The following is a 26,768-nucleotide window of genomic DNA, read 5'->3' as shown; positions in this document are numbered from 1 at the left end:
GCACCTAGACAAGTTGGATGAAGCTGCTCACATGAACAAGAGAGTCGCAGGATTCTCACCTTGATGTGAGTTCCATACGACTCTCTATGCTGTTTATTGAAGTTGAATTCCCAAGCACAAGTTGCTAAAAAACTGCTTCGCCTCTTTTGATCTGAGCGTCGTCTTACAGTTTTCGGGTAATGTCTAGAGCTTTATAGGACAAACAATTTACCATCGCGGAAATAATAAATGTCTTCTCTCTTGAATCCGTATTCTAAGCTCCTATGCTTAATATGTGGTTCAAAAGTAAAGAGAGTTACTTCACTCAGCTTAGTCTTATTTCCCGACTCAAAATATCTCCTGTTGTCCTTATTGAACTCAATTGTATGTCCCAAATTTCCAGCAAAATCAAGGTTAATATAATCGAGTTGGTTTATTACCTCATTCATATGCAGGTAGACATCTTCAAAAGTCATGTCAGGTTTGATATAGTTCATAAATATTTTATGCAGGTTCTCTTCAACTTTAACTCCATCCATAAGCTCAAATTCATTATTACTACATTCTAAAGCATCTACACCGACAGCCTTTCCATCAATGATTATAAACGTTCGGGCATAGTCACCCCAATAGGTATTAAGCTCTGGACTAAGGTCTACAGTTACAATATCATTCCTGCCCACTAATGTTTCCGAAGGCTTATAACCCTTGCCTGATTCGGAAATGGTTGTTCTCTTTCCAACGTGGACAAATGCCCCTATACCATGATACCAGAAACTATTTACGCCATTAGCTCTCAAAATGTCTTCGGTTTTACAAACAATTTCACGTTCTGAAATGCCTTATTTTATTACATTCTTTAACTCACTTATGGTGGATTTAGCGATAGCTTGAACATGTAGATAATTGGACAATTGCTTCACAAATAACCCACCTTTAACGTAAAGAGTCTTTTTTAAGATTCAACAGCCGCCGCCGCGGTTGATCTTCTCACGATGAGACGCGTGTCCACCGTGGTCTTGACGCTAATGCTGCTCTCGCTGCTCATGAGATGCTTCATCATCGTCACCGCCAACTCGGCGATTTTCTCCTTCTCCACATGAACCGTTGTCAGCTCAGGGGAGATGACCATGGACTCATTAATATTGTCAAAGCCGACGATCGAGATGTCTCCCGGCACCCGAATGCCTAGCTCCATCAATGACTTCATAGCACTAATCGCAATATAATCGCATTCGCAGAAGAAGGCGGTAGGCAGGTCGTCCCGGCGCTGCTCGATAATGTGCTTGAAGTCATCCTGTGGTGTAATTACAGTCGGCAAGGTCGTAAAGATGTCCTCCTTGCGCAGACCTAGCTCATGCTCGGCGAGAGCAAGGAGGAAGCCCTTGCGTCGGGAGTCGAAGTTGTACATCCGATGACTGGACTCGATATAGCCAATGCGGGTGTGCCCCAGTTCAATCAGATGCTTGCATGCCTGGTAGGCGCCCATCTGGTTATTCATAACGATAAAATTGGCATTCAGCGTATCGACACAAGTATCCAGCACGACCAGATTCCGCTCACGGGAGGCAATCAGCTCGATCTGCTCGCGCGTCAGATTGGTACCAAGCAGGATCATGCCGCTCACCTCATGCTCGGCGGCGAATTGATCTAGCTTCTCCTCCAGTTGCTCCGCCGGGACAGAGGAGTAGAGCAGGGAGTAACCCCGCAGCCGACATTGCTCCTCGATGCACTGGATCAGCTCCATGAAGAACGGCTGCTTGTTGAATTGCTCCAGCACAATACCCGAGTTGGTGCAGGCGATGAATCTCAGTGTCGGATTGGGCGCCAGCTCTGGCTGCGGTAGCGAGCTTTTGCGCGCACGCGGCGCATAACCATTCTCTTGGGCAATCTGTATAATGCGGGCTCGCGTCTCCTCGCTGATGCCCGGCTTGCCGCTGAAGGCCAATGATACGGCCGACTTGGATACACGGGCAAGCGCTGCAATATCCTCCATCTTCACGTTGTTCGACTCTCCTTATGGACACGGCTACATGGAAGCCCTATCTGTTCCCATTGCACGGTCTAAATAAGTCCAGTGTACTACGATGCACGGAGGATTACAATATTTTTAGCTAAACTTCATGATTTATTTTGTTTAATTTAGCTGTAATTATTGCAGGTGAATGTGTTGTTTAGTTTAGGTTGTAGACGGCTATCGAGCTTATCCACTCGCTGGGCTCTGATCCCGCTGCTGCTGGCAGCTTAATGGAGAAGGCCTGCGAATCCGCCTCCCAATTGGACATGAGGAAGATGGCTGCATAGAGATAGACCTGCTCCAGCACAGGTTGAATGTGCGTTAGCTCCATGCCTGATAATTCTGCTGCATAGATAAAATCGGGCTCGAGATCGTCTGTCGATGCCGACTCCGGTTCTACGATGCCCTCAAAGAGCAGCTTGCTCTCATCAGGAGATAAGCTGAAGAACGGCGTGCGGCCGCCTTCTGTTCCCTTCGTGCCGGCTACCAGTCTGGCTGCCTTGCCCGTTGATGGATCGTAGCGGAAGATGCCTTTTTCCTTATTATAGCTTCCACTGAAGAGAACAGAGCCATCCCGGAGCACCTCAAACCTGTCAGATGCCGAGTCGTCTTGGTTCGGCCAGATCAGTACAGGTGTCGCAGATTGTCTGTCCGCCGCGAATTTGTACAGCCCGTGGTCTAAGCCGTCTCCAGCAATATTAATATAGAGCTGTCCATCTTGATAGCGGAGCGGGCCATATCCATAGGAGCGGGTATTGAAGATGGTGCCCAGATCCAGCGGGAGGGCTGTTCCCTGATCGGTGTCGATCAACTGCAGCTTGTCCCCGGCAAGCTTCTGAATGACATAGCGCCCAGCCTTGTCTGCGAAGTAAGCCCCCACGTCCATGGGATCGTCTTGGGGCTCGCGTTCCAGTTCAGCAATCTTCCAGCTCTTGCCTGAATGGACGGAGTAGATGAATAGTTCCTGATCCTGTCTGTACAGCAAACGGCCTCCATCTTCGGAGCCTGCCGCAGCGCGGTAGTTTAACAGACGGGTTTTCTGCTGTGAGGCAAGGTCAAGGCGGTCAACATAGTTCTCCCCATTCATAAGCGCCTGGCCTTCCCGTATGGAGAGCAGGTCGCGATAGGAGATCGATTCGGGGAGCTGATATTCCTGGCGGGGGGTTAGGGCATTGGACTGGTCTGCGGCCAGGCTATCCTGACGCACATCCTGACTGAGTGTAAAGGTCTGCTGGCGATCCTTGGCATGGCTCATGTAGGAGCAGCCGGAGAGCAGAGAAGCGGTGAGTGCGGCGCTAAGGCCGAGCAGGGCAAAGCGATGTTTCATTTCATCATTCCTCCTGTATATGTGGTCCCCTCTACTCTACCTAGCGGATGTAGCCGAATCGTAGCCAGTTGTTGCCGGGTTATGTCCGAGCGGGAGCAGGACGCTGACAATCACTTGACCGTTATTATGCTCCAGACGGATGACTCCCTGATGCTGGTGAATAATGCTGCGGCTAATGGCAAGCCCTAACCCCATGCTCTCACGATCCCGAGCCTGTCTGTCCCCAACCCGATAGAAGGGCTCGAATAATTGCTCGCTATGATCGCCCAGTGGCAGGGAGGTGGAATTCGCTATACATAGCCGGGCTGTTGATTGCTCTGCCTGCAGAGTGACATGAATTTCGGTTCCTCGGACTGCATATTTGATCGCATTGTCCAGCAGGTTCAGTACCACCTGCCGCAGCTCTCCGTGCTCTGCCATCACTACAGCAGGCGACAACTGCAACCGCAGCTTCACGTCCATCTGGGCAGCGGGCATTGCCATATCCTCGCAGCAGCTTCGGACAAGCTCACTCCAATCGATGGACGTGGGAGACCTGTCCGTCCCCTTGGCAGCCCATCCCTCGCGCCGGGATAGCTGAATCAGCTCGATCACCATACGGTGCAGACGATTGCTTTCATCGGTTATTTTGCTGGCAGCCTTGTGCAGGAATTCAGCGTCCGCAAACCCAGGCTCTCCGATAATCTGGGCATAGCCCGAAATGGTCGTCAGCGGCGTCTTCAGCTCATGGGTGACATGATGGTAGAACTGCTGGCGAGACTGCTCCAGATGCTCGATCTTGTCCCGCATCGCCTGAAAGCTGCGCGCCAGCTCGCCTACCTCGTCCTGAGCGTGGAGGGGCATCGCAGGCGTAAGGAAGTTCCCCTCGCCCACCTGTCGCAATGCCCGGGTCAGGATCGCCATCGGCTTTGTGATGCTGCGGGTCAGCACGTAGGAAAAGGCGAACACCAGCACAAACAGCAGCAGCGTGAACAGGGCCATGCGTCGCAGCAGGCTGTCATTGTCCGCGTAGGTAGCTGTATAATCCTGCACCATGCGAATAACGCCAAGCAGCTTCCCGTCAATATATAATGGATAGGTGAGGACGGCCTGCACGAGAGGGCCTTCCAGATGCGCGATAGTGTAGAGTGACCGATTGCTAAGCGCGGCCTGCACATCCTGCTCCGTGCGTTGCAGCAGTTCACTCTCGCGCTGGCTCATCAGAATAAAGCCATTCTTCGATACATGCGCCTCCGCTGTGAGCTGGCCGTGTGGATCGTAGAAGGCAGCCATTCGGCTGTGCGCGCTCAGTTGCTTCACGAGTCGCTCCGCAAGGGACGGATCGGTCCCGTTCCCCGCCGTCCCTGCTAACAAGGCGGACTGCTTGGCGATCTCCCGCGACAGCTTCTGCAACTGCTGCATGTCAGACTCCACCAAGCGTTCTGTGCGCGTGTCCAGCAGATGTCCGGTATACAGATACATCAGGATGGCCGAGAGGGTGAAGATGAGTACAAACCCGCGCGTGAATCTGCCTTGGATCGTTCGAGCCAGTATCATGGCTTTGCGCCTCTCAGCTTGTAGCCGACTCCAAAAACCGTATCAATAAGAGAGGTGTCCAGTTTTTTGCGCAGACGCTGTACATGCACATCAACGGTTCTCAGATCACCGTCATAATCCATCTCCCACACCTGGCTCAATATCTCCTCGCGGGTAAAGACGCGCCCGGGTGCTTCGCTGAGCAGCAGCAGCAGCTCGAACTCCTTGGGCTTGAGCTTGATCTCGTGTCCATCCTTGAAGACCTCGCGCGCAGCCGGGTCGAGCTGAATATGCATTCGCTCCCCCAGCTTGATCCGGCTACGCCCGTCATGGCGCTGTGTTCGGCGCAGTGCAGCCTTGATACGGGCGGCAACCTCGCGAATGTCGAACGGCTTGGTCATATAATCGTCTGCCCCTAGCTCCAGACCGACGATTTTGTCAATCAGCTCATCCCGAGCCGTCAGCATAATGATAGGTATCGCATGCTCCGAGGCGACCCTTCGGCAGATGTCGAACCCGTCCATATCGGGCAGCATCACATCCAGCAGCAGCAGATCAGGCTGGTATTGCTCCAGCAGGCGCAAGCCTGCCGCTCCTGTGGAGGCGGAGCATACCGTATATCCCTCCTTACGCAGCGCATAGGACAGAATATCCGCAATCGCTTCTTCATCCTCAATAAGCAGCAGCTTCTTAGGCTGCCCCTTGCCTGGTAGAGAGGCGTTCATGGCACATTCTCCTTCTCACATAATATAAAATGATGGCCTGCATCCCGCCGATTCATTCGCTCCTGTGAGCTCCTCTGGGATTTCGGCGCTCTCTATTGTAGCAGCAGGTTATTGCCAACTTGTGTCCAGCTTCCTCCTGCAGCCATACAACAGCAGCGCCCGGAGCATGTCTCCGGGCGCTGCTGTATGCTATGATTTGCTTCCGTCGGTGTTGAAGACACACCCTAGTCCAAGGGGACATCGGTGCTGCCTTCCCGTTCCGCCTGCTTGCGGTGGGCGATGCGACTGGCAGCGGATGCGGCGATCGCACCGACGATGTCGTCCAGGAAGGTATGAATCTCTCCGTCGGTCTTGCTATTGAGCTTCACCAGAATGCCTGGCTTGAGCTTGTCTACATAGCCAAAGTTAGTAAAGCCGATGCTGCCATATACATTGACGATGGACAACGCCAAAATCTCATCGCAGCCATATAGTCCCTCGTCGTGCTGAATCATCTCCTGCAGCGGCGGCAGCAGCTTGCCTTCCTCTGCGAGCATATCAAGCTGAATGCCGGTCAGAACCGCATTTTGCACCTCGCGCTTGGTGAGTACGGCCTCTACATGGACGACGCATTCCTCCACGGTGAGCTGCGGGAAATAATCCTTTTGCAAAAAGTAGACCAGCTCTGCAATGGCTTCATTTGTAACGCCGCGCTTGGCCAGCCATTGCTTGGTCGCCTCTGCGACCGCTGTGCTGTTCAGACTGTATTTGCTCTTCTCTTGCATCGTGCAGTGCCTCCTCGAACTATCAGGATGAGATCGCAATGGTTGCCCTATCGTTGGTTCTTGTCCATCATACTACAATGCCTGCGCTCATCTCAAATCTGCTCCTGCAAGCTGCTGCTAAGGTAGAAGCTCTGTCTGTCGTTCGCGTAGCGGCTTGCAGCCTGGAGCCGACGAGCTAGAACGGGAACAGCAGCGGGAGCACCATGATCATCAGCACGCCGATGATGATTTGCAGCGGCAGCCCGACCTTTATATAGTCCATAAAGGTATATTTGCCCGCGGCCATGACGAGCGCATTGGGCGGCGTCGAGAACGGCGAGGCGAAGCAGAGACTAGCTCCGATCGTCACGGCGAACAGGAACGGATAAGGGCTGGCGCCGATGTCAGCAGCGGCAGCCAGTGCGATCGGCGCGAGCAGGACGGCGGTTGCGGTGTTGCTGATGAACATGGTCATCAGCGAGGTGGTGAAGTACACCCCGGCCAGCAGCGCCAGCGGGCCGAGGCTGCCGAGTCCGCCCACTAACCCGCCCGACAGCAGCGAAGCCGCCCCCGTCTTCTCCAGCGCTGCCGACATCGGGATCATCCCGGCAATCAGCACGATGCTCTCCCAATTGATCGTCTTGTACGCTTGCTCCATATTGCGCAGACAGCCTGTGATGATCATGAGCACTGCGGCGAGCATGACCGAGACGACGGCAGGGAACAGGTCAAGCACCATCAGGGCGACCATCAGCAGCATGATGCCTGCGGCAATCGGGGCTTTGTGGTCAAGCGTTACCTTGGCGGCTTCCTGCAGCGGCTGCCCGACGACGACGAGATCGCTCTGTTCTCTCTCCAGCCGCGCGATGTTGCTCCAGGTGCCTTGTACAAGCAGCGCGTCTCCGATCCGTATCCGTTCATCCTTGAGCTGCCTCAGCTTGTATTCACCCTTGCGCTTGATGCCCAATATATTGACATTATATCTCTCGCGGAAGCCGGAATCCTTAATATACTTGTTCAGCAGGATGGAGGTCGGCGTTAGCAGCACCTCGGCAATACCAATCTCCTGAAAGCTCAGTGTATTGTTGCCTGCGCTAGACGTGTCCTGCTCCCGTGTGGCAGCGTCCATCAGTTGCAATCCGCTCTTGCAGGCAAAATGCTTCACCTGCGCGAAGTCGCCAAGCACATAGAGGATGTCGCCCTCGGCAATGAGAGTGTCCGGGCCGGCGAATTGCTGGCTAAGCGTCTTGAAGAACGGATTTTTATGCGAGGTTTTGCGCCGAACCTCAATAATACTAATATTGAATCGCTCCGGTATATCCAGCTCAGCCAGCTTATGCCCATTGAGCGAGGAGCGCTCCTTGACGCGAACGCGGAACAGGTTCTGCGAGATCTGATATTCGCCAGCCAGCTCCTTGAGCGAACGGCTGCCATGACCGGCTTCATCTCGGTCATCCCTCTTCGTGCCCAGCAGCCGTGTTAGCAGGCTGAGCAAGATGATGCCCGCAGCCAGGACGATCAGTCCAACCGGAGTGAAGGAGAAGAAGGACAGCCGCTCGAATCCGGCAGCAATCAGCGCATCCTGAATGACCAGGTTGGGCGGTGTGCCGATCAGGGTCAGCATGCCGCCCATGCTGCTGGCAAAGGCAAGCGGCATGAGCAGCCGCGCCGGATTCATGTTGGCGCTCGTCGCCATGCTGACCACGATCGGCAGCATCAGCGCAACGGTGCCCGTGTTGCTGACGAAGGCGCCGATGAAGGCCGTCGCCAGCATAACGACGAGAAACATCTTCAGCTCGCTGTTGCCCGCGAGCTTGAGCAGTCGGCTGCTGATCATCTTCGCTAGGCCAGTCTGGAAGATGCCCCCGCCGACGATGAACAATCCGATCATCATAATGACGACCGAATTGGAGAAGCCGGATAGTGCCTCGGCAGGCTCCAGAATGCCGCTCAGCAGCAGCAGGAGCAGAGCGCAGATTGCGACCAGATCGGAGCGTACTCTGCCGCTCATGAAGAAGACGGCGGAGCCGGCGAGAATAAGAAGTGTAATTGCCATTTGCATACGAGTGACCTCCCGTCGAACAGACACTGCTTCTAGTCAGAAAATGAACCGATAGGTACGGTGCTGTCTGGTTATGCTTGCGATGTCTTTTTACCATCATAAGCGATTATAGTTGTGACAGGTCATGTTGTTGGACATAATTAACCATTTTGCCTTAATTATCGGCAGCGAGCGACAATTAAGGCACTGCAATGACTTTTAGCATAGCACATATGGCTAGGGCTGCAGGCGTCTGGTTTCAGACGCCTGGCTTCAGATGCCAAGCGGCCATCAGGCCAGAGCCTTCAGCAAGCACAGTCTATGACAGATCGATATGCACGGTGCCTGCCGCTTGATCCCACTTTACCTTCGCGCCGAGCGCTTCACTCAGGAAACGCAGCGGCACCAGCGTATGTCCTCCGCGCTCTACGGGCGCCGCGGCTAGCTGTTGCGGATTGCCATTGACCATTGCCGTCTTCTTGCCGACCGTCATCATGACCTTGTTATCGCCCACCGTAACCGTCACTGTAGCATCCAGGCGCTTGATGGAGCCGCCGAGCGCTTCAACGGTGCCGCGCAGCGGAACCATCAGCGTGCCGTTAATGACTTGCGGCGACGCGCCGAGCGATGCTTTCTCTCCGTTTATGTAGACGCGAACTGGCGGATGAGCCAGATTGAGCCGTTGAAGCTTGTTTTTATCCCCATAATAGACGATGCCTTCGCCCTCGTACAGAAAGTTCTCCTTGTTGTTCAGGTTCGCTGTGCTTAGGGTATGAAGCCGCTTGAGGTATGGAGATGTAGAGCCGACTGCCTCGTAGATGGAAAGCTTTGATTTTTCCATGAGCATGATTGTATTGTCATAGGCCGTCTGGTAATAGGTCGGAGCATCGGCTGAAGCCTTGTGCATTCGCCCCTGATTGTCGATCCAGAACAGTTCTTTATAGCCCAAGATGCCGACAAGTCCCGCTGAAAATCCGCGTTTTCCGACCACCATTTGCTCCTTGAAGTCCAGAATGAACAGATCGCCCGTCAGATTTTTGTTCCAGATCAGCTTGCCTCGGGTATCGAACATTGCAAGTCTGTCGGTTCCGGGAGCGCTGTCAGCGAGTTGGCGATAGAGGTAGCCATCGGGCGCCAGCCCAAGGAACATGCCCTCCTCAAATTTAATGTCATAGCTGAACTGCTTCACCAGACTGCTATTATAGAAGGTGACGCGGCTGGAGGCTTTGCCCGTCCAATTGTACAACGGCAGGTAGCCGTTGCTGAAGCCATACGTGGCTCCGCTCCATTGCTGCTTGCCAAGCAGCTTGCCCTGCGAATCATAACGGTAGGTGGTCTGCTGCTCCGAGGCGGTCTCCAGGTAGACCAGCACGGTGCCGTCACTAAGGAGGGTTACCCCGGCATTGGAGCGCACTTTCTCATCATAGTTTTTGACCCAGAGCTTGGCGCCGTTAGCGCTGTAGGCAGTCAGCCGTTCCTTTAAGGCCCCGGACGCATTCTCATGAGTGGTCAAAATATAGACATGGCCGTCCGTCCCTACCTCTGCCCTGGAGCCGAAGAAGCTGAACAAGACCTTGGAGTCGACAAGATGCGAGATGCTTGCCCGTTGCTTCCCTGTCTTTTTGTCCAAAATGTACAGTCTCTCGCCTGCAAAAAGGTACACAGACGTATCTGTAAACCGGGCAGCGCCTGGGTACAAGTACAGATTCGATTCGTCAGGGGCGGTAAAGGTCCAGTCCGGCTCGGGGAGGCTGTCGAGATTGTTGGCGGACACGTGGAGCGGAAGGGCAAGGAAAAGGAAAAGGGTCATTATGGCAGCGAGTGCTGTCTGAATATAGCGTTGCATGTCGTTCTTCCTCTCTTAAAATGTTGTTTAGGGTTCTCATCGACATAATCATAGAAAATGTGAATGCTGCGGGAAAACAAAAAAGTCGCCTAATGGGCGACTTGTAGGAAATATTCAAAAGCGTCCCAGGAGGGATTCGAACCCCCGACAACTCGCTTAGAAGGCGAGTGCTCTATCCAACTGAGCTACTGGGACAGGAAGAAATATCAAAAACACAACATAAAAGATCATACCATGGTTTATAGTCCAAGGCAATACTTTTCCTCAAAAAAAGTTGCAGACAGTTTGCCATTAGCGCAATTATAATAGCATAATACGGGAAATGAATGCAATAAGAGATGCAATATGATGAAGAAGGCACGACGTGCAAACGGGTGTTTGTTCCCATTCCATATTTTTCTCTTTTCCCGCTCTTATGATATAATGATGGCGTAAAATAACGAGCGGTTATTTAGCACTAGGATTCGGATAGAAGGCGGTGTTACCATTACAGATCCCAGACGACCCCAAGGTGATTCCGGCGCGGAGAACGTGTACCTTTTTCCGAAGATGCTGGATCACTATCAGATTCAATTAACCCGGATGCTTGAGGCGGAGCAATACGGGGAGGCACGCGAGCTGCTGCAGTTTCTGTTGCAGTGCAGGGGAGAGGATGCCCGCAATTATGAGGAATGGACGAATCTGCTGAATTGGCTGGAGATGGCATTTCCATCTGGTGTGGAAAGCACGGACACACAGGACGATGAGGAGGAGCTGCGGCATCAGGCGCTCGGAGCCGGGCCGCAGGATGAGGCGTATATCCGCCAGGTGCTGTATATAATGAAGCACCACCCGATGATCGATCAGCAGATGCTGGCGCTGGAGCGTGCCGCCCTCTTGCAGCACCCGCAGATTGACGAGGAGATTGTGACCTGGTTGTCTGCGGCGCCTCTCCATCCTGTGCTCCAGTTCAAGGCGCTGCAATGCCTTCGCAGACGCGGCGTTTCTGGTGTGATTCACTTGACCCGGATGTCGGAGGAGGTTGAACTGGAGATCGGCGACACGCCGCTATCGTTGGAACAATTTCCCCCTGCGGTCATTCAGGTGCTGGAGCGCGTCGAGCAGGTGACGGAGACATCAGATCCGACGCTGCCTCATTTTGCCAGAGAGATGTGGAAGGAATGCCTTCAGTTTGTATATGGAACCTCCATGTATAGCTGGCTGCTGCGCGACGATGCGGACATGCTGGATTGCTTCGCGGCCGCGCTTCACCAGAGCGTGCTGCTGGCGGCTTACGGGATGGCTGATGATGATGAGCTGCGGGATACCTATGGCATCACTCAGGCGCTTCGCTTTCGATACGAGCAGGCATGTAGACTGCTAAGGCAGGTTAATAATGCCGGACTTGGCCAAGGTGATGATTGAGAGCCTTGAAATCGGCTGTAATGTTGTTTATAATGGAATGGTTTATGAACGGAAATAACGTGCGGATGAATCAATTTCATAACCCCCGCCAATTGCTCGATGAAGGCAGCATTTTGGAGACAGGAACTATATTGATCTTGTAGTATTTTCTGTGTTATGAAATTGACTAGGATGCGTAATTTTGGAGGGGAAAGCATAAAATGAAAGCAAGTTGGGAAAAGATAGAAAAGAACCTCGTGGAGATTAGCGTTGAGGTTGAAGTGGAGCAGGTCACACAGGCATTGGACAAGGCATTCAAGAAGGTTGTTCAGAAAGTAAACGTACCAGGCTTCCGCAAAGGTAAAGTGCCGCGGAGTATGTTTGAGAAGCGTTTTGGAATCGAGAGTCTGTATCAGGATGCGATTGACATTCTGCTTCCAGAGGCTTATTCTGCTGCGCTGCGCGAGACTGGCGTTATTGCCGTTGACCGCCCTGAGATTGATGTAGAGCAATTCGCAACTGGCGAAACCTTCAAGTTCAAGGCCAAAGTAACCGTGAAGCCAGAAGTAACGCTGGGCGAGTACAAGGGCGTTGAAGTGGAAGAGCCGCAAGTCGAAGTGACAGAAGAAGAGCTGGCGGCTGAGCTGGAGCGCCTGCAGCAACGCCATGCGGAGCTGATCGTCATCGATGAAGGCGAAGCGAAGAACGGCGACACCACGATTATCGATTTTGAAGGCTTCGTAGATGGCGAGCCATTCGAAGGCGGTCAGAGCGAGCGCTATGCGCTGGAGCTGGGCTCGGGTTCGTTCATCCCTGGCTTTGAGGAGCAACTGGTTGGCATGAACATCGGTGACTTCAAGGATGTTGAGGTAACCTTCCCAGAGGCTTATCATTCCGAGAACCTGGCTGGCAAGCCTGCCGTGTTCAAGGTAAAGCTGCATGAAATCAAGCGCAAGGCTCTCCCTGCACTGGATGACGAGTTCGCGAAGGATGTCAGCGAATTCGACACGCTGGAGGAGTTCAAGCAAGACCTGACCGGACGCTTGAAGGAGCAAAAGGAAAAAGCTGCAGTGCAAGCGCGCGAGGTAGCTGTAGTCGAGAAGGTAGCGCAAGCTGCTGAGATCGAGATTCCTGAGGCGATGATCAGCACAGAGACAGACTACATTCTCAGAGACTTCGAGAACCGTCTGCGTTCCCAAGGCATGAGCCTGGATCTGTACTATCAGTTCTCCGGCCAGGATGAGGCTGCGCTGCGCGGCCAGATGCGTGTGGATGCTGAGAAGCGCGTTCGCAACAATCTGGTGCTGGAGCAGATCGCGAAGGTTGAAGACATTACAATCAGCGAAGAGGAGCTGAGCGAGGAACTGGAGAAATTGTCCGTATCCTACAACCGCCCAGCCGAGGAGCTGCGTGAAATCTTCACTCGCAACGGCAACCTGGAGAATCTGAGAGAAGATCTCATGCTGCGCAAAACCATTCAATTCCTGATCGACAATAGCAAGACCGTAACCGAAGTCGCATAACATAGTTATCCAGAGGGATAAGGCACGTTTCTTTTTGATACGTGCCTTATTTTAAAATATATAGGATCGTTGGGGGGGCGCGCACCTGTAACGAGCTTATATAGCAGCAACCTACATATTGCAATACCAGCTTGACCGAGGATGGCTTGACGCTGCTCCGAAGGAGCCGCCGTTGATGATTCACGTGCGGCTTGTTTTGGGTAGTGAGAGAAGAGTGCTGTATAATAGTGCACAATTATCCATCCTCCACAGTTTGTACATACCCTTAGACCTGATGTTGGCCTGGGGCCGTATTAAATGTGGCGACCCCGACGTATACTGTACTGCCAGGGAAAAATGACATCCCTTTCCGAACATGTTAAAATAAAAATGGAATCCACAATTTCCATAACGAAAAGAGGTTGGTCGCATGAATCTTGTACCTATCGTGGTAGAGCAAAGCAGTCGTGGAGAACGATCCTACGATATTTATTCCCGTCTTCTTCGGGACAGAATAATCTTTCTGGGCAGTGCTATTGATGATGATGTCGCCAATCTCGTCATTGCGCAATTGTTGTTCCTGGCTGCAGATGATCCTGAGAAGGATATTCATCTCTACATTAACTCTCCCGGCGGTTCCGTTACAGCCGGAATGGGCATATATGATACGATGCAGTACATCAAGCCGGATGTGTCGACGATCTGTGTCGGAATGGCGGCGAGCATGGGTTCTCTGCTGCTGACTGCAGGGGCGAAGGGCAAGCGTCTTGCGCTGCCTAACAGCGAGGTTATGATTCATCAGCCTCTAGGCGGTGTACGGGGACAGGCAACAGACATCAAAATTCATGCGGACTGGATTCTTCGCACGAAGAAAAAGCTTAACGAGATCTATGTTGAGCGTACCGGACAGCCTTATGAAAAGATTGACCGTGATACAGATCGGGATTATTTCATGAGCGCAGACGAAGCGCTTGCTTATGGGCTGATCGACAAGGTTGTGTCCAGCAACGAGCTGTAATATTTAACTGAAGGGGTGACCAGATGTTTAAATTCAACGATGAAAAGGGCCAACTGAAATGTTCCTTTTGCGGAAAATCTCAGGACCAGGTTCGCAAGCTAGTTGCCGGACCAGGGGTATATATATGTGATGAGTGCATTGAGCTGTGCACGGAGATTGTTGAGGAAGAATTGGGGCATGAAGAAGAGCTGGATATGAAGGACATCCCTAAGCCGATGGATATTCGCCAGATTCTTGACCAATACGTTATTGGTCAGGATCAAGCGAAGAAATCGCTTGCTGTAGCGGTATATAATCATTACAAGCGGATCAACACCCAGAGCAAGATTGAAGATGTGGAATTGCAGAAGAGCAACATTCTGCTCGTCGGTCCAACGGGTTCAGGGAAGACATTGCTCGCGCAGACGATGGCGAAGATTCTTAACGTGCCATTTGCTATTGCTGATGCCACCTCGCTTACCGAGGCTGGCTATGTCGGTGAGGATGTCGAGAATATTCTTCTCAAGCTGATCCAGGCGGCTGACTACGATGTAGAGAAAGCAGAGCGCGGCATTATCTATATCGACGAGATTGACAAGGTGGCGCGCAAGTCAGAGAACCCGTCCATCACCCGTGATGTATCGGGCGAGGGCGTTCAGCAGGCGCTGCTGAAAATTCTGGAGGGTACGGTTGCCTCGGTTCCACCGCAAGGCGGGCGCAAGCATCCGCATCAGGAATTTATCCAGATCGACACGACGAATATTCTGTTTATTTGCGGCGGAGCCTTTGACGGTCTGGAGCAAATCATCAAGCGTCGGATCGGCAAGAAGGTTATTGGCTTCAATGCATCCGGCGAAGGGCAGAAGGAGCTGAAGGCTGGCGAGTATCTGTCGCTGGTACTGCCGGAAGACCTGCTCAAGTTCGGTCTCATACCGGAATTTGTAGGTCGTCTGCCGGTTATCTCCAGCCTGGAGCCACTCGACGAGCCAGCGCTGGTGCGGATTCTGTCTGAGCCTAAGAATGCGCTCGTCAAGCAGTACCAGAAGCTGCTGGAGATGGACAGCATCAAGCTCGAGTTCGAGCAAGCTGCACTGGAAGCGATCGCCAAGGAAGCGATCAAGCGCAATACGGGAGCGCGCGGCTTGAGGGCGATCATCGAGTCGCTGATGCTGGATGTCATGTATGAGGCACCTTCGCGCGATGATGTGAATAGCTGCGTCATCACCGAGAAGGTTGTTGAAGATAAGATTATGCCAGAGCTGTCGATGAAGAAGGGCAAGAAGAAGGAAGAGAGCGCGTAACGGCATTGAACCTTGAACCACCCGTATAGGCAGGCAGGTCCTGCTGTACGGGTGGAATTTGACTTTGTAATATATCTACGGTCGAAGACGGCTTGGCCGTTTACGCTTGATAGATAAGGATTGTAAGTAGGAATCTTAAAATAGGCTTATATATCTACGCGAAACGAAGCTGCGCCGTTCAAAGACGGCTTGACCGTTTACGCTTGGATGGGAGAGGTTACGGATGTATCTGCGCAAAGACACAGTGCCGGTCAAGGTAGGGGATCTGACGATCGGCGGCAACAATGAAGTCATCATTCAGAGTATGTGTACCACCAAAACCGCTGATGTTGAAGCTACGGTTGCTGAGATATTGCGGCTGGAGGAGGCCGGTTGCCAGATTGTACGAGTGACGGTCAACAATAAGGAAGCTGCTGCTGCCATCAAGGAGATCAAGAAGCGCATCCATATTCCGCTGGTCGCCGATATTCACTTTGACTATCGTCTGGCATTGCTGGCTATCGAGAACGGCATTGATAAGGTGCGGATTAATCCGGGCAATATCGGCCGCCGCGAGAAGGTCGAGGCTGTCGTGAAGGCGTGCAAGGAGAATGGCATTCCGATCCGAATCGGTGTGAATGCCGGCTCGCTGGAGAACCATCTGCTGGAGAAGTACGGCTATCCAACCGCGGAGGCGATGGTGGAGAGTGCCCTGTTCCATATTGGCATTTTGGAGGAGCTGGATTTTCACAATATTATTGTGTCCCTGAAGGCCTCCGATGTGCCGATGGCGCTTGACGCTTATCGGATGGCTGCGGAGAAGATCAAATATCCGCTTCATCTGGGAATTACAGAGGCCGGAACGCTCTACTCGGGAACCATCAAGAGCTCCGCGGGCATCGGTGCGCTGCTCGCCATGGGAATCGGCAATACTGTTCGCATCTCGCTTAGTGCTGATCCGGTAGAGGAAGTGAAGGTGGCTCGCGAGCTGCTCAAGACATTTGGCCTGATCTCCAATGCAGCAACGCTGGTATCCTGCCCGACATGCGGACGGCTGGATATTGATCTGTTCTCTATCGCCAACGAGGTGGAAGAGTACATTGCCAACATCAAGGTGCCTATCAAGGTGTCTGTGCTTGGTTGCGCTGTGAATGGACCGGGAGAGGCTCGGGAAGCGGACATCGGCATTGCCGGGGCGCGCGGCGAGGGACTGCTGTTCCGTTATGGACAGATGATCCGCAAAGTCCCGGAGGCGGAGCTGCTGAACGAGTTGAAAAAAGAAATCGATGAAATCGTGAGGGTGTACGAGGAGACGGGAGAAATCCCGGGTCGCGAGAAGCATCTACAGGCTCAGTCATCCTCATAACGGCCATAATCGACTCCGACTTTGCAGTGGCGAAGTTGGAGTTTTTTATTCAGGTGTGACGGTTATTCCTACCTGCGCGGGGCAATACTAACAAGTAGTAGAATTGCAAGCAAGCAGGGAGGAGCGACAAGGAACATGAATATAAACATTGGCGTTGTGGTGATGTTGATTCAAGTGTTTTTTGCTATTGTGATCGGGCTGTATTTTTGGAATTTGCTGCGCAACCAGAAGACGAACCGGACAGCAGTTGACAGAGAGTCGAAGAAGGAGATGGATAAGCTGCGCAAGCTGCGCAGCATCTCGCTGACGAAGCCGCTGGCGGAGAAGACACGACCGCAGACGATGAAGGACATCGTCGGACAGCGTGATGGCCTGCGCGCACTCAAGGCGGCGCTGTGCAGCGCCAATCCACAGCATGTTATTATCTATGGACCGCCCGGTGTCGGGAAGACCGCAGCCGCACGAGTGGTGCTGGAGGAGGCGAAGAAGAATCCGTCCTCGCCTTTTATGAACGATGCCAAATTCACCGAGATTGATGCTACTACCGCCAGATTTGACGAACGCGGCATCGCTGACCCGTTAATCGGCTCCGTACATGATCCGATCTACCAGGGAGCGGGAGCCATGGGGGTTGCGGGAATTCCGCAGCCGAAGCCGGGCGCTGTGACGAAGGCGCATGGCGGTATACTGTTTATTGATGAGATTGGCGAATTGCATCCGGTGCAGATGAATAAATTGTTAAAGGTTCTGGAGGATCGCAAGGTGTTCCTGGAGAGCGCCTATTACAACTCTGAGGACTCGAATGTGCCGATGTTCATTCATGATATTTTTCAGAATGGATTGCCTGCCGATTTTCGGCTGGTAGGTGCGACGACCCGCTCGCCGCAGGAGATTCCCCCTGCTATCCGCTCACGCTGCATGGAGATATATTTTCGGCCGCTGCTTGCTGAGGAGATCGGTCAGATCGCCACAAGCGCCATTCGCAAGATCGGCTTCAAGCCGGATGAGCAAGCGGTTGAGGTCGTCAAGCGATATGCAACGAACGGCCGGGAGGCGGTGAACGTGGTGCAACTGGCAGCAGGACTGGCGTTGTCCGAAGGCCGCGATAACATCCATGCGGCCGATGTGGAGTGGGTGGTGAACAGCAGCCAGATTCCGCCCCGTCCAGACCGCAAGGTGCCTGCTCATCCGCAGGTTGGCTTCGTGAACGGGCTGGCTGTGTATGGGCCGAATATGGGCACGCTGCTGGAGATTGAGGTGAGCGCCATTCCCGCAGAAGCGGGCAAAGGCAGCTACACAATTACAGGGGTTGTCGATGAGGAGGAGCTGGGCGGCGGCTCACGGACGCTGCGGCGCAAGAGCATGGCCAAAGGCTCGGTAGAGAATGTGCTCACTGTGCTGCGCCGGATCGGGCTGAAGCCGGAGCATTACGATCTGCACATTAACTTTCCTGGCGGCACGCCGATCGACGGACCATCGGCAGGGATTGCGATGGCGACGGCGATCGCCTCGGCCATTTCCGGCGAGCCTGTAGATAACAAGCTGGCGATGACTGGAGAGGTCGGGATTCACGGCAATGTCAAGCCGGTCGGCGGTGTGCTGGCCAAGGTTGAGGCGGCCTTCCAGGCTGGAGCGGAGACCGTGATTATTCCTAAGGAGAACTGGCAGGCGATCTTCAATGACCTGCAGGGCGTGAAGGTGGTAGCCGCCGAGCATATTAAGGAAGTGCTGCTGCTGGCTCTGCCGATCCGTGGCGAGATGCTGAGCGCACCGGATGTTGCCTTGCAGCCAAATGAAATTTTTGCGCCAACTGGGGTATCTTATTTGCAGGCAGATTCCGCAGAATGATAAAATAGGGCAAGACAGATAATTGGAGGTGCTGGTTTGGTGCCAGGCAAATGGAAAAACCGTCGTCTGCCCCTGCTGCCGCTAAGAGGGCTTCTCGTGTATCCGAGCATGGTGCTCCATCTCGATGTAGGCCGTGAAAAATCGGTTCGTGCATTGGAGAAGGCGATGGTTGATGATCATATGATACTGCTCTGTTCCCAATCCGAGGTCAATATTGAGGAGCCGAGCCAGGAGGATATATACCGTGTAGGAACGATCGCACGGGTGCGCCAGATGCTCAAGCTCCCTAACGGCACGATTCGTGTGCTCGTAGAGGGGGTCATGAGAGCAGAGATCATGGCTTACTTGCCCAATGAGGAGTTCTATGAGGTGACGGCCAAGGAGTTGCCGGAGGAAGAGCCGAATGACCCCGAGATCGACGCACTCATGCGCACGGTGCTGACCCAGTTCGAGCATTATATCAACTTGTCCAAGAAAGTGACGCCAGAGACGCTGGCGGCCGTATCGGACATCGACGAGCCGGGGCGGCTGGCGGATGTCATCACGAGCCATCTCACGCTCAAGATTAAAGATAAACAGGACATCCTGGAGACCATCCCGGTCAAAGATCGTCTGGAGAAGCTGCTGGACATACTGAACAACGAGCGCGAAGTGCTGGAGCTGGAGCGCAAGATCAGTCAGCGTGTGAAGAAGCAGATGGAGAAGACGCAGAAGGAATACTATCTGCGCGAGCAGATGAAGGCGATCCAGAAGGAGCTTGGCGAGAAGGAGGGTCGGGCAGGCGAAGTCGAGGAGCTGCGCAGTCAACTGGCGGAGGCGGCTCTCCCGGATACGGTGCGTGAGAAGGTCGAGAAGGAAATCGACCGTCTGGAGAAGATGCCTCCTACTTCTGCCGAGGGCGGCGTTATTCGCAACTATATCGATTGGCTGCTATCGCTGCCTTGGGAGAAGCAGACAGAGGATCAGCTCGACATCAAGCGTGCCGAGGCGATACTGGATGAGGATCACTATGGTCTGGAGAAGCCCAAGGAGCGGGTGCTGGAATATCTGGCGGTTCAGCAATTAGTGCAAAAGCTCAAGGGGCCGATCCTCTGTCTTGTCGGGCCTCCCGGTGTCGGCAAGACCTCGATGGCTCGTTCAGTCGCCAAGTCGCTCGGGCGGGAATTTGTCCGTATCTCCCTGGGGGGCGTGCGCGATGAGGCGGAGATTCGGGGTCACCGCAGAACCTATGTTGGCGCCATGCCTGGCCGGATCATCCAGGGGATGAAGACGGCAGGTACGAGCAATCCGGTCTTCCTGCTTGATGAGATTGACAAGATGGCGATGGATTTCCGAGGCGATCCGGCCTCTGCATTGCTTGAGGTGCTTGATCCAGAGCAGAACAATACGTTCAGCGATCATTTTATCGAGGTTCCTTTTGACTTATCCCATGTTATGTTCATTACGACAGCTAACGTCGTCCACAACATCCCGCGGCCGCTGCTTGACCGGATGGAGGTGCTCTACATTCCCGGCTATACGGAGCTTGAGAAAACTCAGATCGCCAAGCGGTATTTGCTGCCGAAGCAGAAGAAGGATCACGGTCTGGCCGAGGAGCAGTTGAGTGTAGAAGAGCCGACAGTGCTGCAGATGATTCGGGAGTATACGCGAGAAGCAGGGGTTCGCAATCTGGAGCAGCAGGTGGCGGCGCTATGCCGCAAGGCGGCGAAGGAGCTGGTCACCGATCCGCAGAAGGCGCCGATCGATGTCGATTCCACGCAGCTCAAGGCATGGCTCGGGCCAGCCAAATTCCGTTACGGCATGGCGGAATCCGAGAACCAGATCGGTGCTGTGACGGGTCTTGCCTGGACAGAGGTGGGCGGCGATACACTGGTCATTGAGGTCACGATTATGCCGGGGAGCGGCAAGCTGACCTTGACTGGCAAGCTGGGAGATGTCATGAAGGAGTCGGCTCAGGCAGCCTTCAGCTATACGCGCTCCAGAGCGCTGGAACTGGGGATCGATCCGCAGTTCCATGAGAAGAACGATATTCACATTCACATCCCGGAAGGAGCTATTCCGAAGGATGGGCCGTCGGCGGGCATTACGATGGCGACGGCGCTCATCTCGGCGCTGACCGGGAGATATGTCGATAAAGAAGTGGCAATGACAGGAGAGATTACGCTGCGCGGCCGTGTGCTGCCGATCGGCGGATTAAAGGAAAAATCACTGGCTGCCCACCGTGCCGGTATTCGCAGAATCGTGCTGCCTAAGGACAATGAGCGCGATCTGCGAGACATCCCCGACAGCGTGCGCGAGGAGCTGGAGTTCTATCCGGTGTCCAGCATGGATGAGGTGCTCGGGCTGGCGTTGCTCGGAAGCGCGGATCAGACGGCAGCACCAGTTACAGGGAGAATCGAATGAAAATAACACAAGCCGAATTTGTCATCAGTGCGGTCAAGCCGCATCAATATCCTGAGGACGCCTTGCCAGAGATTGCTCTGGCAGGGCGTTCCAATGTCGGAAAGTCATCGCTGATCAACAGCCTGATGCAGCGCAAGGCGCTCGCCAGAACGAGCTCGCAGCCGGGCAAGACGCAGCAGCTCAATTATTACCGCGTGAACAATATGGTCTACCTTGTTGACTTTCCGGGCTATGGCTATGCCAAAGTATCCAAGACGGAACGGCAGGCATGGGGGGTCATGATCGAGACCTATCTGAAGGAGCGCGAGCCGCTCAAGGCCGTACTGCTTATTATTGATTTGCGCCATCCGCCCAGCAAGGACGACAAGCTGATGTATGACTGGCTCAAGCACTTTGAGATTCCAGTCACGATCGTCACGACCAAGGCGGACAAAATTCCACGCAGCAAATGGGCCAAGCATCAGAAGATGATCAAGCAGGAGCTTGGCGCGGACCCGCGCGACCCGTTCATTCTCTATTCCTCTGAACTGGGGCTAGGCCGGGATGAGCTATGGGAGGCGATCAGACAGCGGATGGAAGCAGGTCAGCAGCCTGGAGAGACGCAGCAGCCTGAGCCGGAGAACGATGAATAGACAAGAAAGTCGATGAACTTGCTGGCGAAAACGGAGGATACAGGGAAATTTCCCGTACTCATCCCTGATTTTTCGTGATTTCATGGAAATATGCGAAAATTTAAAGACTGAGCAGCAGGAATAATATGATCAAATCGCGTATAATTATCTTTAGGAGCAAGCTTCAAAGAATTGAGGAGATTTGTATGGCTCAGCGGTTAGCCACAGAGTATGTAAGCGCCCGTCTGCAGTTAACAGAAGAGGAAATGTCCAGGTTTGTCCGGTTCTTCGGAGACCAGCAGATTCGGTTGCATGTGCGCGTGCTTGACGGCGGCAATCAGGAGCTGGTGCTGGAGGATGATGCGGGCAAGGAGGAAGTCCGTCTCACGTTTGAACGGCAAGGTCATCTTTACGTCAGTGTGCTATCCTGCCGTCTGTTATACCCCAAATTGACGAATGCGATGCGCAAGGCGGTTTCCATGTTCAAGGGAGACGCCGTTGTCAACCGTATTTATTCGAATTATACGATGATTTATTATTATGTGCGAGGAGCCGTGCACAAGATTGTGGAGTCCTCCGGGGGCCAGCAACGGGTGGTCTTCGAATGGAAGGATACGGTTGGATTGCTCGAGCGGCGTTTTGTCAGCCAGGCGGTTGAGCAGGAGATTGCATTGATCCACAATGCGATTAACGAGCTGCTTGATTTGCGCAATCAGGCGAAGCAGACGAACGAGATTGCAGCGATCGACGAGCGGCTTCGGGAGCATACACGCAAGCTGTTTGTGTTGGAAGCATAGCCCTTATACAACCGATAGGAATTAGCTGTAGAGACTGTTCACCGCCCGACAAGCATAATGGCTTGTTCGGGCAGGGACGGTCTTTTTTCTGGCTCAAATCGTCCCTGTTTACTGTGACCGATACGAATACCAAACGTCGGCTTTCGGCTTATTTTTGTTAAGCTCCCCAACGGGCAGTTAAGCACAGCCTCCAGGGAATGTAAATATCTACATATCGTAAGTAAAGAGGAGGCAGACAATTCATGGGAGGAACGAATGTATGGGATGCGGAGTGGGAGGTTGACGAAGAGCAGGCGCGGACGCTAATCGGCAGACAATTTCCCCAATTGTCATCGAAGCAAGTGAAGCGATTGGGCTGGGGCTGGGACAATACGGTGTTTCTCATCGGTGACGAGTACGTGTTCCGGTTTCCGAGAAGAACGTTTGCAGTTGGCTCGATTCGTATGGAAGGGAAGCTGCTGCCGAAGCTGGAGGCATATATGACCATCCCCTATCCGAAACCGTTGTTTTATGGCGAAGCAAGTGACGAATACCCGGCACCATTTCTTGGCTATGCCTACATGCCAGGAGATTTCCCGATCGGTTTGACGGAAGAACGCCGGGCTTTATCGGCAGAGACGCTGGCGAAATTTTTGCGGAGATTGCATGAGTTTCCGGTGCAAACGGCGCTGAAGTGCGGAGTTCAGCAAGATCATCGTAACTTGACGGACATAGCATCACGCAAAGTGAAAATGGAGGGCTTTCTATCGAAGGTGGTTGAACACTTGTCGCCGGAGGAGTCCGGTGTGATCGAAGCGTATATTAGCAGCCTGCAAAAGAATCGTGTGGAGGCGGTGAATGCACTGCTACATGGCGATCTTCATTTCAAAAATATGCTTGTGAATGAGAACGGGATCGTTTCTGGCATCATTGATTGGGGCGATCTGAGCGTAGGCCATCCGGCTTGCGATTTGAGCGTTGCTTATAGCTTTTTACCACCTCACGCTCGCGGCGTGTTTTTCGAAACGTATGGAGGAGCGGACGAGGAAACGAAGCTGCTGGCACGGCTGATCGCGGTATACATCCCCATGCTGATCTTAATGCAAGCGGTCGATGACGGGAATGAAGTGATTGCGGCAGAGGCGAAATCCAACATCATGCGGGCACTGTCGGATTAGGCTCATAGGGAGCAGCGACACACCCTGACGAAGGAAATCATTGTTTTTTTAAAAAAGGGTTGCATTTCTCCCGGATAGATGTTATTTTTATTCTCGTTGAACAGAATATTAGGAACCAGGATTCACTCAGGACATGGAATGTTTCGAGAGATTATTCCCTTGGGTAGTGAATGACGTAGGTCCTAGCGGATGAAATTTTTTTGACATTTTATTCCTAGGAAGGGGGAGCCGGAAGATGGAATACTCTACTTTCGGAAGACACGTTGCTGTTGACACTTGGGGAGTCGACTTTGAGTTGTTGAACAGCGCGGAATTTTTACAAGCCCAAATGGTAGAAGCCGCAGAGAATTGCGGTGCTACTGTACTCTCAGTTCAGGCCAAGCAATTTGAGCCTCAAGGAGCGACGGTGCTAGTGTTGCTCTCAGAAAGCCATCTGTCCATTCACACGTATCCTGAGAAAGGTTTTGCTGCTATGGATTGTTACACATGCGGCGAAACTGTTGATCCGCAGCTTGCGATTGATTACATGTTGTCCGTGCTGAAGCCTAAGACTGTTCATGCGAAGAAGCTTGTTCGCGGAATGGGAGAATTGCAAGTTGTAGAGCCTGTGATGAAGCAAACAGAGCTGGTATAATTCCCGGCTCATTGGAGATATACAAGTCCATGCAGGAAGCGCGGAGCTTCTTGTACTGTTACCAAGCCATGGGTTACCTCCATGGCTCTTTCTTTATGTAGCCCATGCACGTTATTTTTTGCCTGATATGGAGTATAACCGCTGCCCAGGACGCTCACAATAGAGAAGGTATGGTTCATACATTATTCATAAATAGAAAAGTACGTCATATAGGACTATGTTATAATGAACTTTAGAAATCTTAGACGAGGCAGGTGATTGCAGGTGCACATTATTGTGGTTGGTCTGAACCATCGGACGGCTCCGGTTGAGGTAAGGGAGCAGTTTGCCTTTGCTGACCGCGAACTGCCTATGGCCTTGAGGCAACTCAAGCAGATGAAGAGCATAATGGAATGTGTCATCGTTGCGACCTGTAACCGGACGGAAGTGTATGCGGTTGTAGATCGGCACCATTTGTGCGGGCATTATATTCGAAGCTTTCTGGAGCAATGGTTTAAGCTGCCGCGGCAGCAGTTTACGAACCATTTATATATGTATGAGGATGATCGGGCGATCGAGCATCTGATGCGAGTCGCTTCGGGACTGGACTCGATGGTGATCGGCGAGACGCAAATTCTCGGACAGGTTCGCAACGCCTTCTTGCTCGCTCAGGAGCAGAAGACGACAGGCACCTTGTTCAATATGCTGTTCAAGCAGGCTGTTACGCTGGCCAAGCGCGCTCATACCGAGACGATGATCGGCGAGACTGCGGTCTCGGTAAGCTACGCCGCTGTCGAACTGGGCAAGCGCATCTTCGGACGCTTCCAAAACAAGACCGTGATGATTATCGGCGCAGGCAAGATGAGCGAGCTGACAGTGAAGCATTTGTATGCGAATGGCGCTAGTCGGGTTATTGTCGTCAATCGGACGTATGAGCGTGCTGCTGCGCTCGCTGGCAAGTTCAACGGTGAGCCACGGACAATGGACGAGGCGGTAGGCTTGCTGCATGAGGTGGATATTGTCATTAGCTCCACTGGCTCGGATGGTTATGTCCTGACACGGGAAATGATGGAGCCGGTTATGAAGCGGCGGGCTTCCAGGCCGCTGTTTCTAATCGATATTGCTGTGCCTCGTGACCTGGACCCGACGATTGCCACCATTCAGAACACGTTCCTGTACGATATTGATGATATGGAAGGGATCGTGGAGAGCAATCTGGAGCAGCGCCGCCGCGAGGCGGAGAAGATTGAAGCGATGATCGCAGAGGAAATGGCGGACTTCAAGCAATGGTATAAGACGCTTGGCGTCATTCCGCTCATTCGGACACTTCAGGAGAAGGCCGCTGCAATCCATCAGGAAACGATGGAGAGCATGTTCAACAAGCTGCCTGATCTGGACGAGCGGGAGCAGAAGGTCATTCGCAAGCTGACGAAGAGCATCGTTAATCAATTGTTGTCTGATCCGATTCAACGGATTAAGGAAATGTCCGGCGATAAGCGCTCTGATGAAGCGATGGATATGTTCGTAAAGCTCTTTGCCCTGGAGGAGCCTCTGGAGCAGGCAAAGGCAGCCGAGCGGCTTGCAGAGAAAGAAGCAGTAGCGTCCTTGCATGCATTAAAGCCGCACAATACTGCACAAGTCAACGCCCGGCCAGCGCATGCGGCAGTGAACGGCAGGACTGCTGTCGTCACGTAGGGTGAGGCTAAGGCAGGCGCAAACATTCAGGAGGCGCCTATGATTACGAATAATATGTTGTATGACATCATGATTTATGTGTATGCCCTGAGCCTGCTGTTTTATTTCTCCGATGCTGCGGATGCGAGTTGGAGAGCAAAACGGATAGGCACAGGGCTCCTTATTTTCGTATGGATTTTGCAGACAGGCTATTTAATCTATCGAATTTTGCTTCATCTGCACCTAGAGGTGTATGCGTTATTTGAATATTTGTTTATTTTTTCATGGCTGCTTGTCACGATATCGCTTGTTATGAGCCGATTTTTTCGTTTGGAATATGTCGTATTTTTCGCAAATGTTGTCGGCTTTGTCGTCTTGGTGCTGAATCTTCTGACGAAGCCTGGCGTGCTCATTCCATTAGGCAACGGAGAGCTGTCGAGAACGCTGCTCTACTTGCATATTGTGTTGATCTCATGCGCTTATGCGATGTTTACCATCGCCATGATCCTATCCTGCATGTATTTGTTCCTCCACAGGGGACTGAAGCGGAAGCGTTGGTCAAAAACGATGAAGCGTCTGCCTAGTCTGGAGATCATGGATCGGTATGTTTTTCGTCTGGTTGTAACGGGGCTGCCGTTGCTGGTGCTGTCGCTCGCCGTCGCCGTGACGGCGATAATTATTGATGGGAAAATTACGTTGCTGCTTGACTTTAAAGTGTTTTCTTCCTTGTTTGCTGTCGTTGCCTATTTCTACTACATGTTTCAGCGCACCGTGCTTCGGCAGTCCGGGGTGAGGACGGCGATCTGGAACATCGCCGCATTCGTGCTGCTGTTGTCCAACGGATTCGCGAATTCCCTATCCCGGTTTCATAATTGGCTGTCATAGTTAATATCGCAGTGCTTTCATCGCTGATTACTGCTCGGTCGAAGCACGATTGCTGTCGG

Annotated in this window: 21 protein-coding genes and 1 tRNA gene; 13 read left to right on the top strand and 9 right to left on the bottom strand. The window is 52.9% G+C overall.

Going from position 1 to position 26,768, the window contains the following annotated elements; all coding sequences use genetic code 11:
* Positions 1-191 precede the first annotated feature (191 nt).
* The 9 genes from ACY1JZ_RS12085 to ACY1JZ_RS12045 all read right to left on the bottom strand — a co-directional run bounded on the left by ACY1JZ_RS12085 (position 192) and on the right by ACY1JZ_RS12045 (position 10,388).
* The gene (locus ACY1JZ_RS12085; protein ID WP_462629407.1) at positions 192-818 is read right to left on the bottom strand and encodes a M24 family metallopeptidase; all 627 of its coding nucleotides are present in this window, start codon (positions 816-818) and stop codon (positions 192-194) included.
* Between the two features lie 116 nt (positions 819-934).
* Positions 935-1,975, bottom strand: coding sequence for a LacI family DNA-binding transcriptional regulator (locus ACY1JZ_RS12080; RefSeq protein ID WP_462629405.1), 1,041 nt, complete (start codon positions 1,973-1,975; stop codon positions 935-937).
* A gap of 178 nt (positions 1,976-2,153) precedes the next feature.
* The gene (locus tag ACY1JZ_RS12075) at positions 2,154-3,323 is read right to left on the bottom strand and encodes a hypothetical protein (RefSeq protein ID WP_462629352.1); all 1,170 of its coding nucleotides are present in this window, start codon (positions 3,321-3,323) and stop codon (positions 2,154-2,156) included.
* Between the two features lie 36 nt (positions 3,324-3,359).
* Entirely contained in the window at positions 3,360-4,859 is a 1,500-nt protein-coding gene (locus ACY1JZ_RS12070) for a sensor histidine kinase (RefSeq protein WP_462629351.1), read from the bottom strand.
* The gene (locus ACY1JZ_RS12065; protein ID WP_462629350.1) at positions 4,856-5,563 is read right to left on the bottom strand and encodes a response regulator transcription factor; all 708 of its coding nucleotides are present in this window, start codon (positions 5,561-5,563) and stop codon (positions 4,856-4,858) included. Before ACY1JZ_RS12065 ends, ACY1JZ_RS12070 begins: the two co-directional genes overlap by 4 nt.
* Before the next feature lie 224 nt (positions 5,564-5,787).
* The gene (locus ACY1JZ_RS12060; protein ID WP_270164697.1) at positions 5,788-6,327 is read right to left on the bottom strand and encodes a phosphatidylglycerophosphatase A family protein; all 540 of its coding nucleotides are present in this window, start codon (positions 6,325-6,327) and stop codon (positions 5,788-5,790) included.
* Positions 6,328-6,502: 175 nt separating this feature from the next.
* Positions 6,503-8,362, bottom strand: a complete 1,860-nt coding sequence (locus ACY1JZ_RS12055) for an SLC13 family permease (protein ID WP_462629404.1) — start codon at positions 8,360-8,362, stop codon at positions 6,503-6,505.
* A 304-nt stretch (positions 8,363-8,666) separates the two neighbouring features.
* Positions 8,667-10,193, bottom strand: coding sequence for a copper amine oxidase N-terminal domain-containing protein (locus ACY1JZ_RS12050; protein WP_462629349.1), 1,527 nt, complete (start codon positions 10,191-10,193; stop codon positions 8,667-8,669).
* Positions 10,194-10,314: 121 nt separating this feature from the next.
* Positions 10,315-10,388: transfer RNA gene (locus ACY1JZ_RS12045), tRNA-Arg, on the bottom strand.
* Between the two features lie 336 nt (positions 10,389-10,724).
* Between ACY1JZ_RS12045 and ACY1JZ_RS12040 the strand changes: the two genes are divergently transcribed.
* From ACY1JZ_RS12040 to ACY1JZ_RS11980, 13 genes are all read left to right on the top strand, one after another.
* Complete coding sequence (locus ACY1JZ_RS12040) at positions 10,725-11,597, top strand: hypothetical protein (protein WP_462629348.1); 873 nt, start codon at positions 10,725-10,727, stop codon at positions 11,595-11,597.
* Between the two features lie 200 nt (positions 11,598-11,797).
* Positions 11,798-13,099 carry a trigger factor gene (gene tig / locus ACY1JZ_RS12035; RefSeq protein ID WP_462629347.1) on the top strand — a complete coding sequence of 434 codons (1,302 nt, stop codon included), beginning with the start codon at positions 11,798-11,800 and terminating at the stop codon, positions 13,097-13,099.
* A gap of 409 nt (positions 13,100-13,508) precedes the next feature.
* Entirely contained in the window at positions 13,509-14,096 is a 588-nt protein-coding gene (clpP, locus tag ACY1JZ_RS12030) for an ATP-dependent Clp endopeptidase proteolytic subunit ClpP (protein ID WP_270164690.1), read from the top strand.
* A 23-nt stretch (positions 14,097-14,119) separates the two neighbouring features.
* Positions 14,120-15,376 carry an ATP-dependent protease ATP-binding subunit ClpX gene (gene clpX / locus ACY1JZ_RS12025; RefSeq protein ID WP_270164688.1) on the top strand — a complete coding sequence of 419 codons (1,257 nt, stop codon included), beginning with the start codon at positions 14,120-14,122 and terminating at the stop codon, positions 15,374-15,376.
* Positions 15,377-15,599: 223 nt separating this feature from the next.
* Entirely contained in the window at positions 15,600-16,721 is a 1,122-nt protein-coding gene (gene ispG / locus ACY1JZ_RS12020) for a flavodoxin-dependent (E)-4-hydroxy-3-methylbut-2-enyl-diphosphate synthase (RefSeq protein ID WP_270164686.1), read from the top strand.
* Positions 16,722-16,856: 135 nt separating this feature from the next.
* Positions 16,857-18,569: an ATP-dependent protease LonB gene (gene lonB, locus ACY1JZ_RS12015; protein ID WP_462629346.1), complete on the top strand. Its 1,713-nt coding sequence runs from the start codon at positions 16,857-16,859 to the stop codon at positions 18,567-18,569.
* A 36-nt stretch (positions 18,570-18,605) separates the two neighbouring features.
* Entirely contained in the window at positions 18,606-20,972 is a 2,367-nt protein-coding gene (gene lon / locus ACY1JZ_RS12010; protein ID WP_462629345.1) for an endopeptidase La, read from the top strand.
* The gene (gene yihA / locus ACY1JZ_RS12005; RefSeq protein WP_462629344.1) at positions 20,969-21,604 is read left to right on the top strand and encodes a ribosome biogenesis GTP-binding protein YihA/YsxC; all 636 of its coding nucleotides are present in this window, start codon (positions 20,969-20,971) and stop codon (positions 21,602-21,604) included. The genes lon and yihA overlap by 4 nt, the downstream gene beginning before the upstream one ends.
* Positions 21,605-21,789: 185 nt before the next feature.
* Positions 21,790-22,380 carry a non-ribosomal peptide synthetase module gene (locus ACY1JZ_RS12000; protein ID WP_270164680.1) on the top strand — a complete coding sequence of 197 codons (591 nt, stop codon included), beginning with the start codon at positions 21,790-21,792 and terminating at the stop codon, positions 22,378-22,380.
* A gap of 242 nt (positions 22,381-22,622) precedes the next feature.
* On the top strand, positions 22,623-23,537 hold the full coding sequence (locus tag ACY1JZ_RS11995) for a phosphotransferase (protein ID WP_462629342.1): 915 nt from the start codon (positions 22,623-22,625) through the stop codon (positions 23,535-23,537).
* A 235-nt stretch (positions 23,538-23,772) separates the two neighbouring features.
* The gene (gene speD, locus ACY1JZ_RS11990; RefSeq protein ID WP_270164677.1) at positions 23,773-24,171 is read left to right on the top strand and encodes an adenosylmethionine decarboxylase; all 399 of its coding nucleotides are present in this window, start codon (positions 23,773-23,775) and stop codon (positions 24,169-24,171) included.
* Between the two features lie 264 nt (positions 24,172-24,435).
* Entirely contained in the window at positions 24,436-25,845 is a 1,410-nt protein-coding gene (hemA, locus tag ACY1JZ_RS11985) for a glutamyl-tRNA reductase (RefSeq protein WP_270164676.1), read from the top strand.
* 39 nt (positions 25,846-25,884) lie between these two features.
* A complete protein-coding gene (locus ACY1JZ_RS11980; protein WP_462629341.1) occupies positions 25,885-26,709 on the top strand; it encodes a cytochrome C assembly family protein in 825 nt (274 codons plus the stop codon).
* Positions 26,710-26,768 lie beyond the last annotated feature (59 nt).

The sequence above is a fragment of the Paenibacillus sp. J5 genome (assembly GCF_054955055.1).
The sequence above is the reverse complement of the archived record's forward strand: the minus strand, read 5'-3'. Positions and strand labels throughout refer to the sequence as shown.

Excerpts from the sequence above, each read along its gene's own strand:
- ACY1JZ_RS12065 (WP_462629350.1), bottom strand. The coding sequence starts at position 5,563 with ATGAACGCCTCTCTACCAGGCAAGGGGCAGCCTAAGAAGCTGCTGCTT.
- lonB (WP_462629346.1), top strand. The coding sequence starts at position 16,857 with ATGAATATAAACATTGGCGTTGTGGTGATGTTGATTCAAGTGTTTTTT.
- ACY1JZ_RS12070 (WP_462629351.1), bottom strand. The coding sequence starts at position 4,859 with ATGATACTGGCTCGAACGATCCAAGGCAGATTCACGCGCGGGTTTGTA.
- clpX (WP_270164688.1), top strand. The coding sequence starts at position 14,120 with ATGTTTAAATTCAACGATGAAAAGGGCCAACTGAAATGTTCCTTTTGC.
- ACY1JZ_RS11980 (WP_462629341.1), top strand. The coding sequence starts at position 25,885 with ATGATTACGAATAATATGTTGTATGACATCATGATTTATGTGTATGCC.
- ACY1JZ_RS11995 (WP_462629342.1), top strand. The coding sequence starts at position 22,623 with ATGGGAGGAACGAATGTATGGGATGCGGAGTGGGAGGTTGACGAAGAG.
- ACY1JZ_RS12050 (WP_462629349.1), bottom strand. The coding sequence starts at position 10,193 with ATGCAACGCTATATTCAGACAGCACTCGCTGCCATAATGACCCTTTTC.
- ACY1JZ_RS12000 (WP_270164680.1), top strand. The coding sequence starts at position 21,790 with ATGGCTCAGCGGTTAGCCACAGAGTATGTAAGCGCCCGTCTGCAGTTA.
- ACY1JZ_RS12080 (WP_462629405.1), bottom strand. The coding sequence starts at position 1,975 with ATGGAGGATATTGCAGCGCTTGCCCGTGTATCCAAGTCGGCCGTATCA.
- ACY1JZ_RS12060 (WP_270164697.1), bottom strand. The coding sequence starts at position 6,327 with ATGCAAGAGAAGAGCAAATACAGTCTGAACAGCACAGCGGTCGCAGAG.
- clpP (WP_270164690.1), top strand. The coding sequence starts at position 13,509 with ATGAATCTTGTACCTATCGTGGTAGAGCAAAGCAGTCGTGGAGAACGA.
- ACY1JZ_RS12075 (WP_462629352.1), bottom strand. The coding sequence starts at position 3,323 with ATGAAACATCGCTTTGCCCTGCTCGGCCTTAGCGCCGCACTCACCGCT.
- ispG (WP_270164686.1), top strand. The coding sequence starts at position 15,600 with ATGTATCTGCGCAAAGACACAGTGCCGGTCAAGGTAGGGGATCTGACG.
- ACY1JZ_RS12055 (WP_462629404.1), bottom strand. The coding sequence starts at position 8,362 with ATGGCAATTACACTTCTTATTCTCGCCGGCTCCGCCGTCTTCTTCATG.
- speD (WP_270164677.1), top strand. The coding sequence starts at position 23,773 with ATGGAATACTCTACTTTCGGAAGACACGTTGCTGTTGACACTTGGGGA.
- yihA (WP_462629344.1), top strand. The coding sequence starts at position 20,969 with ATGAAAATAACACAAGCCGAATTTGTCATCAGTGCGGTCAAGCCGCAT.
- tig (WP_462629347.1), top strand. The coding sequence starts at position 11,798 with ATGAAAGCAAGTTGGGAAAAGATAGAAAAGAACCTCGTGGAGATTAGC.